Source organism: Trichocoleus sp. FACHB-262 (assembly GCF_014696035.1).
Taxonomy (GTDB): Bacteria; Cyanobacteriota; Cyanobacteriia; order FACHB-46; family FACHB-46; genus Trichocoleus.
The window spans coordinates 57,128-71,114 of record NZ_JACJPK010000046.1; the positions used below are offsets into that span (position 1 = coordinate 57,128).

The 13,987-nt window shown below is 46.6% G+C and carries 18 protein-coding genes; 11 read left to right on the forward strand and 7 right to left on the reverse strand.

Annotated elements, in window-relative coordinates; genetic code table 11:
* Nucleotides 1–8: 8 nt before the first annotated feature.
* The gene (locus H6F68_RS09340) at nt 9–1,148 is read right to left on the reverse strand and encodes a glycosyltransferase (RefSeq protein ID WP_190558398.1); all 1,140 of its coding nucleotides are present in this window, start codon (nt 1,146–1,148) and stop codon (nt 9–11) included.
* A gap of 253 nt (nt 1,149–1,401) precedes the next feature.
* Between H6F68_RS09340 and H6F68_RS09345 the strand changes: the two genes are divergently transcribed.
* The 3 genes from H6F68_RS09345 (at nt 1,402) to H6F68_RS09355 (ending at nt 3,138) form a co-directional block, all read left to right on the forward strand.
* A complete protein-coding gene (locus H6F68_RS09345; protein ID WP_190558400.1) occupies nt 1,402–1,971 on the forward strand; it encodes a DUF6438 domain-containing protein in 570 nt (189 codons plus the stop codon).
* Nucleotides 1,972–2,220: 249 nt separating this feature from the next.
* Entirely contained in the window at nt 2,221–2,580 is a 360-nt protein-coding gene (locus H6F68_RS09350) for a hypothetical protein (protein ID WP_190552076.1), read from the forward strand.
* Nucleotides 2,581–2,583: 3 nt separating this feature from the next.
* On the forward strand, nt 2,584–3,138 hold the full coding sequence (locus H6F68_RS09355) for a GNAT family N-acetyltransferase (protein WP_190558403.1): 555 nt from the start codon (nt 2,584–2,586) through the stop codon (nt 3,136–3,138).
* A 130-nt stretch (nt 3,139–3,268) separates the two neighbouring features.
* On the opposite strand, the gene H6F68_RS09360 is transcribed toward H6F68_RS09355, so the two are convergent.
* On the reverse strand, nt 3,269–3,652 hold the full coding sequence (locus H6F68_RS09360; protein WP_190558406.1) for an alr0857 family protein: 384 nt from the start codon (nt 3,650–3,652) through the stop codon (nt 3,269–3,271).
* A 52-nt stretch (nt 3,653–3,704) separates the two neighbouring features.
* A complete protein-coding gene (locus tag H6F68_RS09365; RefSeq protein WP_242065424.1) occupies nt 3,705–4,220 on the reverse strand; it encodes an HNH endonuclease in 516 nt (171 codons plus the stop codon).
* A 431-nt stretch (nt 4,221–4,651) separates the two neighbouring features.
* Between H6F68_RS09365 and H6F68_RS09370 the strand changes: the two genes are divergently transcribed.
* Nucleotides 4,652–4,987 (forward strand): hypothetical protein, encoded by a 336-nt coding sequence (locus tag H6F68_RS09370; protein WP_190439136.1) that lies wholly within the window; start codon nt 4,652–4,654, stop codon nt 4,985–4,987.
* A 74-nt stretch (nt 4,988–5,061) separates the two neighbouring features.
* Here the strand turns inward: H6F68_RS09370 and gntT are convergent, their stop codons facing one another.
* The gene (gene gntT / locus H6F68_RS09375; protein ID WP_199300001.1) at nt 5,062–6,402 is read right to left on the reverse strand and encodes a guanitoxin biosynthesis MATE family efflux transporter GntT; all 1,341 of its coding nucleotides are present in this window, start codon (nt 6,400–6,402) and stop codon (nt 5,062–5,064) included.
* Between the two features lie 123 nt (nt 6,403–6,525).
* Between gntT and H6F68_RS09380 the strand changes: the two genes are divergently transcribed.
* Nucleotides 6,526–7,296: an ATP-grasp domain-containing protein gene (locus H6F68_RS09380; protein ID WP_190558410.1), complete on the forward strand. Its 771-nt coding sequence runs from the start codon at nt 6,526–6,528 to the stop codon at nt 7,294–7,296.
* A 21-nt stretch (nt 7,297–7,317) separates the two neighbouring features.
* Here H6F68_RS09380 and H6F68_RS09385 read toward each other — a convergent pair whose 3' ends face one another.
* Both H6F68_RS09385 and H6F68_RS09390 read right to left on the reverse strand, forming a co-directional pair.
* Nucleotides 7,318–7,473: a hypothetical protein gene (locus H6F68_RS09385; RefSeq protein ID WP_190558412.1), complete on the reverse strand. Its 156-nt coding sequence runs from the start codon at nt 7,471–7,473 to the stop codon at nt 7,318–7,320.
* Between the two features lie 5 nt (nt 7,474–7,478).
* Complete coding sequence (locus H6F68_RS09390; RefSeq protein WP_190558414.1) at nt 7,479–7,739, reverse strand: hypothetical protein; 261 nt, start codon at nt 7,737–7,739, stop codon at nt 7,479–7,481.
* Nucleotides 7,740–7,859: 120 nt separating this feature from the next.
* Here H6F68_RS09390 and H6F68_RS09395 point away from each other — a divergent pair, with 120 nt between their 5' ends.
* The 3 genes from H6F68_RS09395 (at nt 7,860) to H6F68_RS09405 (ending at nt 10,093) form a co-directional block, all read left to right on the forward strand.
* A complete protein-coding gene (locus H6F68_RS09395) occupies nt 7,860–8,612 on the forward strand; it encodes a hypothetical protein (protein ID WP_190558416.1) in 753 nt (250 codons plus the stop codon).
* A 101-nt stretch (nt 8,613–8,713) separates the two neighbouring features.
* Nucleotides 8,714–8,923: a hypothetical protein gene (locus H6F68_RS09400; RefSeq protein WP_190558418.1), complete on the forward strand. Its 210-nt coding sequence runs from the start codon at nt 8,714–8,716 to the stop codon at nt 8,921–8,923.
* A 402-nt stretch (nt 8,924–9,325) separates the two neighbouring features.
* Nucleotides 9,326–10,093, forward strand: a complete 768-nt coding sequence (locus H6F68_RS09405) for a hypothetical protein (RefSeq protein ID WP_190558421.1) — start codon at nt 9,326–9,328, stop codon at nt 10,091–10,093.
* Nucleotides 10,094–10,283: 190 nt separating this feature from the next.
* On the opposite strand, the gene H6F68_RS09410 is transcribed toward H6F68_RS09405, so the two are convergent.
* The gene (locus H6F68_RS09410) at nt 10,284–10,820 is read right to left on the reverse strand and encodes a hypothetical protein (RefSeq protein ID WP_190558422.1); all 537 of its coding nucleotides are present in this window, start codon (nt 10,818–10,820) and stop codon (nt 10,284–10,286) included.
* A 300-nt stretch (nt 10,821–11,120) separates the two neighbouring features.
* On the opposite strand from H6F68_RS09410, the gene H6F68_RS09415 reads away from it, so the two are divergent.
* The 3 genes from H6F68_RS09415 (at nt 11,121) to H6F68_RS09425 (ending at nt 13,906) form a co-directional block, all read left to right on the forward strand.
* Nucleotides 11,121–11,702: a hypothetical protein gene (locus H6F68_RS09415; protein ID WP_190558424.1), complete on the forward strand. Its 582-nt coding sequence runs from the start codon at nt 11,121–11,123 to the stop codon at nt 11,700–11,702.
* 295 nt (nt 11,703–11,997) lie between these two features.
* Entirely contained in the window at nt 11,998–12,549 is a 552-nt protein-coding gene (locus H6F68_RS09420) for a heme NO-binding domain-containing protein (RefSeq protein WP_190439113.1), read from the forward strand.
* Nucleotides 12,550–12,556: 7 nt separating this feature from the next.
* Nucleotides 12,557–13,906: a sensor histidine kinase gene (locus H6F68_RS09425; protein WP_190558648.1), complete on the forward strand. Its 1,350-nt coding sequence runs from the start codon at nt 12,557–12,559 to the stop codon at nt 13,904–13,906.
* The last annotated feature ends 81 nt before the right edge of the window (nt 13,907–13,987 follow it).

The window sequence follows — 13,987 nt, forward strand, 5'->3', positions numbered from 1 at the left end:
AAATTTTGCTACGCAAAGGAATCGCGTTCTGTCTCGACTCCGATCGCATGGTGGGCATCGAGGGCTTGAGCGATAAACCATTGCAACCTGTCTACAAAAACAGATTCGGCAAATTCTTCAGCCCGCTCAATACAAGCAGCGGAGGAGAACCGGAGTCCTTCAAATTCCTTGAGGGCATCCACCAAGCTTTCGACTGTGGGTTGAGGAAAGAGTAGTCCAGTTCGGTAATCTAACACGACTTCTCGCAATCCACTTTGCTGGGACGCAATGACAGGAATACCATGTCCCATTGCTTCAACCGCTTCTCGGCTAAAGTCAGCACTGCTACAGGGAAAAACTAAAGCTTTGGCTTCTGCATAGAGACTGGGCAAAGCATCTTCCGGAGCCTCTCCTAGAAATTTCACCTCAGGGCCAGCCAGACTACGGAGTGAGTCCAAATATTCCGCATCATGGCCTGTGCCTACAATCCACAGGGGGCGATCTAGCTGCGTGCAAGCTCTAACTACCAGATCCACTTGCATTTGACGAGTTAGCTTGCCGACATAGAGGTAGTAGCGATCGCCTACCTGGCCTTCGCCATGTACTTTAATCGGGGGCGGAATCACCTCTGCTGTAAGGTTATAAAACTTACTAATACGGCGGGCGGCAGTGTGGGAACTCGTGATGTAGCGATCGACCCTTTGTGAGGCATAAAAGTCATATTGCCGTAAGCGACTATCTAGCCAAGTGTCATACCAGCGAAGAGATTGGGAATGCGATCGCAACCGTTCCCATAGATGGCGGGGCGGTGTGTGGCAATAACTAACGTGTAGTGTTTCGGCTCTGGTCAAGACTGATTTACTCACGAAATCACCAGACGAAGAAATCACTAAATCAAATTCAGATAGGTCTATGTTTTCCCAGAGGTAGGGAAGCAAGCCTCTCCAGCGATGAGGATGAGCGATGCCAGGTAGCTTTTGGGCAAATGTGGTCCGAATATCCCAGCTTGCAAAGCGTTTAGCCTCAGTGCCTAAGTGCTGATAGTCCACAAAAGCCGTGTAAAGTGGTGCGTCTGGATAAAGACGATGGATAACCTGGAGCACCCGCTCTGCATCTCCATACTCACGCAGGTAGTCATGCACCAAAGCGACTTTGATGTTGGCTGCCATCCTCTGTTACTCCCCTCGCCTTCATTGCTAGCAAACATCGCCGATCGCAGATGCTTCCTGGTTACTTAGTTACTTATAGCAAGAGCTGAAGTAAAGCGAGTAGGTTGAACCATGCCCTTGCTGGGGCGATCGCTTCAGCAGCTAGACAAATCTCGTTACCAAATTTATCCATTTGGAGCAGCCTGTTGGGCGGAACGTGCAAGCGCGAAACGGATTCTTAATCAGTAGCGATCGCTTTAATGGAGGAACTGTAATGCAATTCCCAATGTTTCTGAGTCTGGGTTTGCTGCTAGCCTTAAGCCCCAATGCTTTAGCTACGTCTGCTGCTATGTCTCCGTTCTTAATAGCTGACGATTCAACTTTGTCAGCTCAACTCTTCTCGCAACCTCGCCGTGGAGTTCGGCAATCTGTAGTTACTCTAGAGCGAACCGCTTGTTTTGGATTCTGCCCAATGTACAAGCTAACCATCTACGCTGATGGCAGAGTTATTTATGAAGGTAATCAGTTCGTCAAAGTTAAGGGAATTAAAACTACTCGAATCAGCCCCCTGAAGGCTAGACAACTAATGCTGGAGTTTCAGCGAATGCAATACTTCAACTTGCAAGATCGATATGAAGGCGGACCTACGGACGCTCCTTCTGCGATTACTTCTTTCCAAATGGGTCGTAGGTTCAAAACGGTACATCATTACCTAGCCTCACCGGATGCGCCTCAAACGTTGACAGATTTAGAAGCCAAAATAGATGCGACTGTCAACGTGCAGCAATGGATTGGCCTAGATGCAATTATCAACGTGCATCATGTGGATTGGGACGGAAAGTGAGCGTATCCCGGTTAATAGAACTAAATAAGTTGTTGAGCTAAACCCATAGCGCGATCGCCCTTTATGCCTTAGCCATAATTCGCGATTGCCAAAGAATAAAATCAACATTACGTATCGCTAGCGACGTCAGCAATTAGGGAATTTTAGGAGCAGCATCCGCAATCAGCCACTAATAGACGGTAGTTATGGCTCGAAGTGGTGCTAAATGGCACTCAAAACTCAGCGATCGCGACACGACGAGAACCCTAAATGAAACTATTAACCTCCCTTACGCTAACTGCTATTACGTTCGCGATCGGTACGGTGGTGGCTCCGCCGACTCAGGCTTGGTGGCCTGAAGGCGCAACCCTATCGGAAATGATTCCGCTGGGCACTTATATGCGAAACGATGGTAAAGAAACCATTACCCTCACCAATACCACGACGAAAACCTGTAATGCCCGTGGTTGCTTGACTCGTAAGATCGCCAGCAAAGAGTTAGGCCCCTATTGGATGGCTTTTGATGATGATGCTTCCGAGGCCAACGGCTACTTTCGTTATGAGCCACGTCAAGGCTACTTAGAGTATCTCACTAAGACTCGGCAGTACAAATATTATCAGTCTCGCTAGGGCATGGACATCCAGATCCGTCTAGCTCGACCAGAAGACCTCGATCGCGTGATTGAGTTACAAACCCAAGCTCTAGAAATCCTCAGTTCTGCTAACTACAATGCCCAGCAAATTCAGGCGTTGGTCACAGGACAAGCAGCTTGGCGGGGACGCGATGAGGTGATCTTTCTGGCGGAGTCCGCAGGTGAGCTAGTCGGTTTCTCTGGTTTGTCAACGCAGAGACCACAAATTACCGCAGTTTATACTCATCCTCAGTTTGCTCGCCAGGGGATTGGGACTCAAATTTTACAAGCACTAGAAGCAGCCGCGATCGAAAAAAGATATCCCTCCATTTGGGTCATCTCATCGCTCACAGCTGTTGCTTTTTATCAAGCCAGAGGCTACAAGCTACTTCGCAAAACTGGCTTTCGGGCTGAGGGATGTGAGTGGATTGATTGCGTTGTATTAGACAAGCAGCTTTTCTCAACTGCTAACCCAGCAAAACATTCTACCTATATCCCTTTGATCGTGTTGATGAGTTTGCTAATAGCAGCTTTGATTTTGGCGTTGCTTCGGTAGCATTAGCGATCGCAAAGTTGGCGCTGCCTGTTCTAGGGGCTGAAAAAAGAGAGCAAAAAATTAGAGAGGATAGATGGCTACCCTCTCCAATCGTACAAGTTTAGCTTTGCTGTTGGTTTAGACCAGCCGCTCATAACAAGAACGAAACTTGCGTTTGGCTGACTTGCCAGAGCTTGTGGAGTAGAAACTCTAGGCGATCGCTCATTACGGCAACGAAGATACCTTCATGAGCATCGACTTCTGGGGCGATCCACATCCCACGCAGGCTGACCTCAACGTAGTCATCACAGACTGAGCAGAGCGCGATCGCCTTTCCTTCTCGCCGAATTGCAGCTTCTAGTATTGGTAACTCAGGGAGATCCGCAGGCAGCAAAAAGGCAGCTCGGCTGGGTTCCAGATGCAAGTTCTGAGACATTCGCAGCGCTAAGATGGCACGTCGGGCTACCAGCTCTTCGGGTGATTGAGCTAGCCGCTCTAAGTGCAAACCCATGTCAGTGTAGGTGAGTTTCAGCATGGAGGTTTCCTTTGGTGCATACCATTAGGGGCGAGGATGCGATTCCTCTGTTCTAGTCAGTGTGGGCTTGCCAGAACTGTTCGGCAAAGGCGATTGTGGGATGGATAGGCGCTTTGGGTTTAGTTCGGAGGGTCATGCCTGCTTCATGGGGAGTGCGGTCTCCTTTGTGCTGATTACACCGTTCGCAGGCTATAACTACGTTGTCCCAAGTGTGTTTTCCGCCTTTTGATCGGGGAAGAATGTGGTCGATCGTCAGATGCTTTGTGCTGCCGCAATACTGGCAGGTGTGGTGGTCTCGCCGCAATATCTCTCTGCGACTCACAGCAGGAATTTTCCAGAGCCGTTCTGTACTGGCAACCGTGAGGCGAATGTGATTAGGTACATAAAAGATCGCGTTGGGAGAACGAACTTGCCAACCTGCTGTATCTTCTGCTGTATCTTCTAAGAGCATCGGTTCTGCTTTGCCGATGACCAAGAGGGAAATTGCCCGCTTGATATTGATGCGGCTGAGGGGGAGGTAGTTCTTGGAGAACACCACCACCGATTGATCTAAAACACTCGTTGTCATCCTCACGGTTTGACTCCTCATACTAAAAACCCCCACTTCTGCTGGGTAGAAGCGGGGGCTGGAAAACACTACTGGTGGGTTTTCTAGTTTTGTATGGGTACAGCATCTCTCACCTGTACCTCCCGCTTCGTGGCTCTACCTCGTTTTGGAGGCCAAGCTGATCATTAATGCCATCAAATGCTCGTTGCGATCCTGCCAATCCTTTGCCTGCACCCGTTTCTGTTATCGATAGGCCATAGCCTGCCGCAAACAAAAATTCCACGGGCATGTTGCTCGGGTTCCAACTGCTGATGCAATTGGCCGTATGCCGTGGACTGTGGGTGGTGGGTAAAAGACTCACTGAAGGCTCGCTCAACCGATAAATTTGCATTTGACTGTTTACATACTACACTTGTATTACAAGCATGTCCAGATCTTGGAGGAAAAAAATCATGCATACGATTACTCGCACCCCCACCACCGAAATGGAAGTTACCAGCATTCGTTTAGAACGGGAGCTAAAAGAGCACCTGAAAGAATTGTCAGGCAATCAAGGCTATCAGGCATTGATTCGGGATATTTTGTGGGATTTTGTCCAGCAGAAATCTGGCAACTCTCAGCCCCAAATTGCGCTCTCGGATATTCGGGCCAGCGTCGATGCCACAGCTCAACAGGAAGAACGCTGCGCTCTGACAGGCAAGGTAATTCGACCGCAAGAAGCAATGCTATTGGGCTTTACCACCAAAGGAGAGATGGTGCCTTTGAGTATAGGAAGTTTATCCAGATAAATTTTATATTGGTGTATTGGCGATCGCTTTCGGCGGGTTGGGTTTCGCAAAGTTCAATCCAACCTGCCGAATAATCAGCAGCCTTTCAATTTCGTGACTGAGCGCAGAGACGCAGGAACTTGCTGCCCCAACATCACTGCCCGCACGACCATAAACAAAGCCAAAGCTAACCACAATAAATGACTGTTCTGGAAGTACCAAGCCGCGATCGCCACAGGGGCAAAACCTACTACAGACGCTACCACGACTGACTGTCGCAGTATTCTCCCTTCCGTTAAGCCAATGAAATAGCCATCCAGCATATAAGCAATCGAGCCAAAAGCTAGAACGGGTAACAGCCACACCACATATTGATTGATGCGCTCTAACACATCTGCATGGTTCGTGAGTAGTCCAAAAAAGAGATCGGGATTGAGGATAAAGGCGATCGCAAATCCTAACCCAAAGACAAAACTAGTTCCACCAGAGATCCCCAGCAACAACCGTAATTGCTCGTTGGTGCCTTGACCCCGAAAGCTTCCTGCCAAGCTCTCGGTGGCAAAGGCGAGACCATCAATAAAGTAAGCCGCCAGCGTTACCACTTGCAGCAGGACCGTATTGGTTGCCAAAACGTTGGTGCCAAAGGTAGAACTGAGATTGGTAAAAACAGCGAAGGTAGAAATCAGCACGAAGGTGCGGATGAGAATTTCACGATTTAGAGTGAAGGCTGCTTTAAGGGCGATAGGTTCCCAAATTTTAGGGGCGATCGCCTGTATCTGCGACCAATGGAACTCTCGACATACAAACCACATGCCAGTGAATAACATGAGATATTGGCTTAAGGCGGTAGAATATCCTGCTCCTGCACTTTCCCAGCCCCAACGCACCACAAAGAAATAATCCATAAAGGAGTTCGTCAGGTTGCTAATGGCAGAGAGTAACAGAACTTTGCCGCTCTGCTCTCGTCCTAAAAACCAACCGATGAACACAAAGTTAATCAGTGTGGCTGGAGCGCCCCAAATTAAGGCGTTGTAATAATCTTGGCCCGCGAGTTTGACCTCTGCTGTGGCGCTGAGCAGAGTAAACCCGATCGCCCGCAATGGCAACTGTAAAAGGAGAATTACTAGTCCTATCCCTAAAGCTACTAATCCATGCCGCAAACCCACTAGGAGGGCTGAATCGCGATCGCCCCGTCCAATGGCTTGAGCAGTCATCCCAGTGGTGCCCATGCGGAGAAAACCAAAGGTCCAATAGAGATAGTTGAACAATACTGTCGCCAGTGCCACTCCTGCCAAATGTCGAATCTCGGCTAAATGCCCTAAAAAGGCGACATCTACCAATCCTGCCAATGGCACCATCAAGTTAGAAAGGATATTGACGATCGCCAACCGAGAAAAACGACGTAGAAAATCAGTAGTTGGTAAATTGGTAGACATCAATGGAAGCTACTCAGTAGAACCCAGTTTTCAAAGGATAGATTTAGAGAAAAAAACTACACCTAATTAATAGTTAGGCGAGCGTCTACAGATTCAAACAATTTCATTAAGGATGAGGGCAGAATGTTTTGGGTTATTCAGGAAAACTTAAAGAATGAGATTGGTTTTGAAAGGTTGCTTCGGGCGATTAATTTAAGATCGCTACCTTTTGAGATCATCAAGATAATTCCATTTTCCCATGACTTTGTATCAGAACCGCATATCACTGAGGACGCTGTCATCGTTTCCGGCTCAACGGCGCTCTCGAAAATTGCCATGGAGCGAGGCTGGAAGCCTGGTGCATTCCTTAACGATAACTTTGACTTTTCTGTATGGAAGGAAGCGTATAAAGGGCTGCTTCTGAATGAGGATGGCACCATCGAAGAATTCGGTAAACTTGACCCTAAAGAACCTATTTTTGTGCGACCTTGCTCTGACCATAAAACTTTTGCGGGTTTCATTATTGAGCCTGATAAGCTGCAAACTTGGCAGGAGCAGATATTGGGTATTTCCGATGGCTATGCTACGTTGACGCCTGAAACTCTCGTTTTGTCAGCAACACCAAAACTGATCTATGAAGAATACAGGTTCTTTGTAATTGATGGGCAAGTAATCACAGGTTCGCTTTACAAAGCTGGAGACTATCTACGTTTTTCCAGGGATTGCAATGAAGAGGCAAGAACTTTTGCTGAGTCTGCCGCGCAAGTGTGGCAACCTGACAGGGCATTCGTGATAGATATAGCCACAACACCAAACGGACCGAAGATCATCGAGATAAATTGTTTAACTTCGTCAGGATTTTATGAGGCAGATGTAGATTGCCTTGTGGGTGCTTTGGAGAAAAGTTTTGGATGAACTTGATCGATCGCTGCACTACTACATGCAGCGAACCGCAATCGCCTTCACACGAAAACATAAGCGATCGCCTAGCCCAAGAGCTTGCAATAGCTCCATCAAATTAGAAGGGAGATTGGCGATCACCAACCAATAAAAGCGATGCAGAAAATGGGGAGATGGCGAATTGGCAGCCATACACTCTATAGCTTTCCTTCAAACCGCTGATACCAGATAATATTCGCCGCTACGGTGATAATGAGAGCAGCACCTCCTCCAAGTTCCGCCAACATAGGGTTGTAATCACCACGGCTGAGAGTTTTCATCCAAAGATGGGTGCGATCGGAGGAGACAACTAGATCTGCAATTACGGGAAAAAGATAGATCAGTGCTGCACCCACAATGAGCCAGCCCACCATAGAAGCAAGGATAAAAATGGTTTTAGCTTTAGATTGGCTACCCATAAGCGATCGCACTAGACAACTAAAGTCGAGATTAGCATGGAAGATGTGCTGTGTCGGCTCTACTGTAAATTGCGGTTATATTAGGAATGCAAACTCTGCAAAAGTTTCTAACTTTCAAGAATGAACGATATTGAAATTCTTAAAAAGTTTCTAGAAGTTCCATTAGAAAATTCAGAACCTATTTTCCAATACTTTCTAAGTATTCCCGATAAGGAGATCGTTTTTCGAGGCGAGCAGCCAGAGCGATTTCTTTACATCCGAGGACAGCGAAAGGATAAAGTTTTGCTGGTGGCTCATGCTGATACAGTTTGGGATAATTCTATTGAAATACCTGAAAATGCAAAACATGAGCTGATTTTCTCCAACGGTGTTTTTCAATCTTCAAGCTCAGTCTATGGGATTGGAGCTGATGACAGAGCAGGATGTGCAATATTGTGGTTGCTCAAGGATTTAGGCCATTCACTATTAATAACTGATGGCGAGGAAGCAGGAGGTTTAGGAAGTAGTTGGTTGATGAGTGATCCAAAAAATTCTGATATTGCAGACGAGATCAATACTCAACACCAATTTATGATCCAACTGGATCGTCGGCATGGCTCAGACTTTAAGTGTTACTCGGTTGGCACAGATGAATTCCGGAACTATGTGCAGCGTACGACCGGATATACAGAGCCCGATCGTTTTGCATATACTGATATTGTCACGTTGTGCCGAGAGATTACTGGCGTTAATCTCAGTGTGGGATATCGTAACGAACATTCGCACAAGGAAAACTTGTTTGTAGACGAATGGCTAAACACACTGAACATATGCCGAAAATGGCTTTCTGGAGAAGATCTACCACGCATTCTTCTCGGGAAAACTTCTGCTTAAGCTGAATGATAAGTCACTGCGGATTAAAATCAAAACATTGCTTCTTGGTTTAGGTCGCAAAGTTTACTTCCGTTGTTAGTTTTCACTGTTAGGCGTTATCTATGAACGAGAAGGATGTGCTCGGAAAATTCGTCAATGTAGGTGGCTCCGTTGGGATTATCGTGGGGCTTCCAGATGATGAAAACATTCCGGAAGACCATTACGCTATTTGGTATGGGCAAGTTTCTGATACGGTTCTTGGCAGACCACGAGTGAGAACCGTTCCCACCGAATACTGTGAATTCATTGACGAAATTGACTATTACCACTAACGGATTTATCACAGCAGCAAATGTCGTATATTATTTGCCGCCAAACTTAGGCATACACCGGAGCGATCGATGTAGGAATTACTCTTCAACCAACTCTTCCACTCGCACCCGGTGATGCTGGGCGTTATCAGAAAAATATCATTGCTTAGGTTGTTGGAATGGATTTTGGGGCGATCGCATCATCAATAAAGCCTAAAAGAACAAGCACAGGAGCAGTCGGATACCATTAGATATAATCCTGCGCGATCGCGCTTATTCACTTTCCACCATAGATATCCCAGGGAAGTGAGTGATGGAGGTAGAAGGCGATCGCACTAGACAACTAAAGTTGAGATTAACATGGAAGATGAGTTGCGTTATTGAACCGAATAAGCAGAGTAAATAGCTTAGTATATATTTGCTATGTCCACCCAAGATGAGTTTCCAACTCTTACTAAATCGCAACTAACCCGCGATGAGATCGTTGCGTATCTGCTTGAGCAAAAACGCCGTGGCTACGATGTGTTTCAAGATCCCGAGCGCAAGCACGTTTTAATCCTCTTACTTGATGAGTTGCACCGCATTAATTTTAATATCGGCGGCTCCTTAGGTTGTCAAATTCAGGGTGAAGTGTACGGTAGTCCTTTTGCCATAGCTAACGTATCCAATATGGCAGAGCTACGGAGTGTAACAGATGCTATAGCTCAACAGGTAATCGGCTCACGCTGGTCGAGCTATGCAACTCGCTTACGTCTTAATGAAAGTACTCCAGCTACGAACCTAGCCTCAGTTGCGGCTTTGATTGGTGGCTCAAGCGTCGAAGCCGTATTCGACCCTTACTTAGAGAATAGATCACTCATTGAACTGCTTGACATACTCTCGTTTGGAAACGGGTCTATCGCGGGTAACATTCGTGTACTTAGCACAGCTAAAACTACAACTGGGAAGGTTCCCCGGCTTACTAAGGCTGGCTTTGATGCTTGGTTAGCGCAACTTGGGATCAATGGCGAGTTGCGGCTCATGGGGAACTCGGAGCACCGCCGCTTTCTCCTTCTAAGCGGCGGCCAATCGCTGCTTCTCGGACCATCCCTCAACTCTTTACATAAAAATGAGGCAGTTCGACTAGAAGCTGATGTGGAGGATCGAGCCTTCTTCGACCAAATTTGGGTAAAGGCAACGCCAATTAAATAGAACGATAGGACCGAACTGATGGGATATATCTTCTGCAACTACTATAAGCAGCTAAAAACAGTTGCATCAGAAAAACATCATTATTTTAGTTGTTGAGATAGAGTTTGAGGCAATTGCCTATTTTGATTGATGAGATGGGTTTGAGGCGATCGCTGTCTATTATTGATGGTTTTAGGAACTACCGCGATATTTACTTCACCAACTCCATCGATTTGAGAATGCGTTCATATTCAGCGCGATTGAGGGCTTTGCAGAACTCATGGCTACCCGTTGCTGAATTCAACTGCCAAACTGGGGAAATCATCACGGGATTGCCTTTGACAGGAATGAAACTTTGTATAGAACTTCTTCCTTCATAGGTTTCCTCATACATTTTCACAGCGCCAACCACAGATTCCACTTCCCCAATCTGCTTCAATTTGCGGGGGCTATCTTTTGGGGAAGCGATCGCAAAACAAGTGCCATCTTCTCCTTCGTAGGCGATCGAATATCCTGTATCATCACCTCCATTGGCATACTTCACGCTAGCCCCATCAGCGCTGATAAGTCGAAAGCCTTTTGGAACATAGGTCGGAGCGACGATTGGAATCGGTAATTTTGTTAATTTTGCCACTTGTCCTGGAGAGAGTAGATTTCCGGTTGAGGCAGGCGATCGCTGTTCTACACTACTGGGCTGTTCTACACGACTAAGAGGTGTCGCGCTTGCTTCAACTGACGGCGTTAGCAAGGTTTCCCTAGGCTGTTTGGTACAACTGGACAGCGTAAGCAAAAAAATGCTAGTTAAAAGCATCAGTCTTTTCAGATAGAGCGAGTGCATCTCAACATGACTCCTTACAAAGTATCTACTCAGCTGCAAATATAAATCTCTACAAAAGCCAAGCAGATTTTTCGGAAGCTTGTTCACATTGTCTTGGCACTGGCTTAGCCATCCCTTTTGCTAAGATGGATTCTGAAACGATCGCCTAACATTGTTTTGGAGAAATTTTTCCACAAATATCCATCAAATAGTTAGCAGCTTCTATTAGGGATGTCAGGATACAGCCTAGCGAAAGAAATTATCACCCGTGCTTTCCCTCAGGAGCGGCTAGTCCCGCAACCGGAACGAGAGTGGTGCGGAGATTTTTCTCTGCCCGTTGAGGTCGCTTGCTACTACGCTGAACTAGGTCCGAATAACGTGACCATCGATGCCTACGGCAATCCCTTCTTCCTTCCCTCTCTAGCTAGCTTATGGGAGTTTCAGGCAGGGTACCGCTTCCACCCCAAGACAATGGAGCGGTTCGAGGGTTGGTCGGATAATTGGTTCGTTGTCGGTTATCAGGGCGGCGATCCCTTCATCTTTTCACGTTCTTCTAGCAGGATCTTGTACGCACTGCATGGACGGGGAGCTTGGGATGCCAATGAGTTATTCAGGAGCTTGGAGGCAATGGTGACGACGTTCGCCATCATTGGGGATGTAGTCGTTGGGGCGGGTGATGATCTGACGAATGAGGAGAGCTACCTGAAAGAGAGATACGTGAAGGAAGTAGAGGTGAGGGTCGCAGATGTCTTGAGTTCTAAAGGAGAAGCCGAAATAGTGCTGCACAGCCTCGGTTGGGTAAGTCGCAGCTAACCGCAGCATGAGTTTGACTTGCACCCAGCATGTGCTTTGGCTGCCAAGAACTTAGGGCGCGGTTATGCTAGGCGTTAGCTCAAAGGAATGAGAGTAGATTCCGAGGCGATCGCTTCACAGTTTTTCCTGACACTTAAGAACTGATTTAACATGGTATAGAGGGTAGACCTCTTCACTTCAGAAGTGGGCAATCTATAGAAAGATTATTTTGTCGATCAACTTTCGAGCAACCTAATCTCAGAGGGATTGTAGGCAAACTACGCAGCAGTTTTGAAACAGCACCACAGGAGCTTTTATGTACGGCTTAGTCAACAAAGCAATTCACGACATGGTGTGTGCTCGTTTCGGTGAAGAAACTTGGAATGAGATCCAGCGTAAAGCGGAAGTCGAGATTGATACGTTTATCAGCATGGAGTCTTACCCAGATGACTTGACCCACAGACTGGTGAAGGCTGCGAGCCTGGTTTTGGATTTACCTGCTTCAGCAATCATGCAAGCCTTTGGCGAGTTTTGGGTGCAATACACTTCTGAGGAAGGGTATGGTGAACTGATGGCCATGAGCGGTGATACGCTGCCCGAATTTTTACAGAACCTAGACGACCTGCATACCCGGGTCGGAGTCAGTTTTCCAAAACTTCAGCCACCATCTTTTGCCTGTGAGGAATTGGAGGAACAAACGCTGCATCTTCACTATCATTCTCATCGAGACGGACTAGCGCCGATGGTGGTGGGATTGGTAAAAGGCTTGGGCACACACTTGAATACGGATGTTGAAGTCACCCAGACTCAAAGCAAGTCTGATGGTGCAGATCATGATGAGTTCACTATCCAGTACAACCCCAACTGAACCTTTGATGCAGCCTCAGTTCACCTTGTCACCTCAGTTGCTGGCAAAAGCATTTCCTTTCCATTTTGTGTTCAAAGGCGATCGCACCATTGTCCAGTCTGGGGAAGTTTTGCAGCGGCTGATTCCTGACATCATTGGGACACAACTTGACAAGTGCTTTCAGATTCAGCGTCCGATCATTCAAGCTGCTGACTTTGCTGGCATTACTAGGCAATCTAACAGCATATTCATGCTGAAATCACTTCATAGTGAAATGACTCTCAGGGGGCAGATGATGCCTATTGAGGACTGTGGGGCTATTTTTTTCCTGGGTTCTCCGGTCGTTACGGAAATTAGCCAGCTAAACCAGATTGGCATCAAACTAAAAGACTTTGCCATTCACGACTCTGCTGCCGATTTTCTCTTTCTATTGCAAGCGAAAGGTCGGTTAATGGATGAGCTAGCAGAACGGGAACTGAAACTAAAAGACACCTTGAGGGGCAAGGAAGAGATTGCTCTGCTTGCTGAGGCAAGAGCTAGAGACGTAGAACAAGCTCTCGAAAACCTACAGCAAACTCAAGCACAACTGATTCAGGCCGAAAAGATGTCTGGGCTGGGACAAATGGTGGCAGGAATTGCCCATGAGATCAATAATCCAGTTAACTTTATCAACGGCAATCTCACTTACACGGATAAGTATGTTCAGGATCTACTTACCCTAGTTGAACTTTATCAACAGTACTTTCCGCAAGCGTCTCCTGAAATCATTGATTTCATGGAAGAGATGGACCTGGAGTTTGTATTGAGTGATTTACCACGTCTAGTCGCATCGATGCAAATGGGAAGCTGTCGGATCAGAGATATTGTGCTGTCATTACGCAACTTTTCTAGATTGGATGAAGCAGAACAAAAAGATGTAGATTTACATGAAGGCATCGATAGCACATTACTAATTCTCAACCACAAGCTGAAGCAGGGTATTGAAGTGGTTCAAGAATATGGAGATTTGCCAAAAGTCCTGTGTTATCCAGCTCAGTTAAATCAATTATTTATGAATATTATTTCTAATGCTGCTGATGCCTTACTTGAAGCAGATATAAAATCAAAGCAGATTGTGATCCAAACCAGTGTAGATGACTCTAATCAGGTCTATATCCGCATTCAAGATAATGGACATGGCATCTCTCCTGAAATTAAAGAAAAGATTTTTAATCCCTTCTTTACGACAAAGCCTGCTGGCAAAGGGACAGGATTAGGGCTATCAATCAGCCAGCAAATTATCGAAAAGCATCAAGGCACAATTGAGGTAGTCTCCGAGCTGGGCAAGGGAACGGAATTTGTCATTAAAATTCCAATTTCCTTGGTAGCTAAAGCTTAATCAATACAGCTCTAGTTAGAAGCGCGTGCTGATTCAATGAACGTAGCTCTCAGTGAATCAGCGCTGTGAATGGGTGAGCGT

Excerpts from the sequence above, each read along its gene's own strand:
- H6F68_RS09340 (WP_190558398.1), bottom strand. The coding sequence starts at position 1,148 with ATGGCAGCCAACATCAAAGTCGCTTTGGTGCATGACTACCTGCGTGAG.
- H6F68_RS09345 (WP_190558400.1), top strand. The coding sequence starts at position 1,402 with ATGCAATTCCCAATGTTTCTGAGTCTGGGTTTGCTGCTAGCCTTAAGC.
- H6F68_RS09350 (WP_190552076.1), top strand. The coding sequence starts at position 2,221 with ATGAAACTATTAACCTCCCTTACGCTAACTGCTATTACGTTCGCGATC.
- H6F68_RS09355 (WP_190558403.1), top strand. The coding sequence starts at position 2,584 with ATGGACATCCAGATCCGTCTAGCTCGACCAGAAGACCTCGATCGCGTG.
- H6F68_RS09360 (WP_190558406.1), bottom strand. The coding sequence starts at position 3,652 with ATGCTGAAACTCACCTACACTGACATGGGTTTGCACTTAGAGCGGCTA.
- H6F68_RS09365 (WP_242065424.1), bottom strand. The coding sequence starts at position 4,220 with ATGACAACGAGTGTTTTAGATCAATCGGTGGTGGTGTTCTCCAAGAAC.
- H6F68_RS09370 (WP_190439136.1), top strand. The coding sequence starts at position 4,652 with ATGCATACGATTACTCGCACCCCCACCACCGAAATGGAAGTTACCAGC.
- gntT (WP_199300001.1), bottom strand. The coding sequence starts at position 6,402 with ATGTCTACCAATTTACCAACTACTGATTTTCTACGTCGTTTTTCTCGG.
- H6F68_RS09380 (WP_190558410.1), top strand. The coding sequence starts at position 6,526 with ATGTTTTGGGTTATTCAGGAAAACTTAAAGAATGAGATTGGTTTTGAA.
- H6F68_RS09385 (WP_190558412.1), bottom strand. The coding sequence starts at position 7,473 with ATGGCTGCCAATTCGCCATCTCCCCATTTTCTGCATCGCTTTTATTGG.
- H6F68_RS09390 (WP_190558414.1), bottom strand. The coding sequence starts at position 7,739 with ATGGGTAGCCAATCTAAAGCTAAAACCATTTTTATCCTTGCTTCTATG.
- H6F68_RS09395 (WP_190558416.1), top strand. The coding sequence starts at position 7,860 with ATGAACGATATTGAAATTCTTAAAAAGTTTCTAGAAGTTCCATTAGAA.
- H6F68_RS09400 (WP_190558418.1), top strand. The coding sequence starts at position 8,714 with ATGAACGAGAAGGATGTGCTCGGAAAATTCGTCAATGTAGGTGGCTCC.
- H6F68_RS09405 (WP_190558421.1), top strand. The coding sequence starts at position 9,326 with ATGTCCACCCAAGATGAGTTTCCAACTCTTACTAAATCGCAACTAACC.
- H6F68_RS09415 (WP_190558424.1), top strand. The coding sequence starts at position 11,121 with ATGTCAGGATACAGCCTAGCGAAAGAAATTATCACCCGTGCTTTCCCT.
- H6F68_RS09420 (WP_190439113.1), top strand. The coding sequence starts at position 11,998 with ATGTACGGCTTAGTCAACAAAGCAATTCACGACATGGTGTGTGCTCGT.
- H6F68_RS09425 (WP_190558648.1), top strand. The coding sequence starts at position 12,557 with ATGCAGCCTCAGTTCACCTTGTCACCTCAGTTGCTGGCAAAAGCATTT.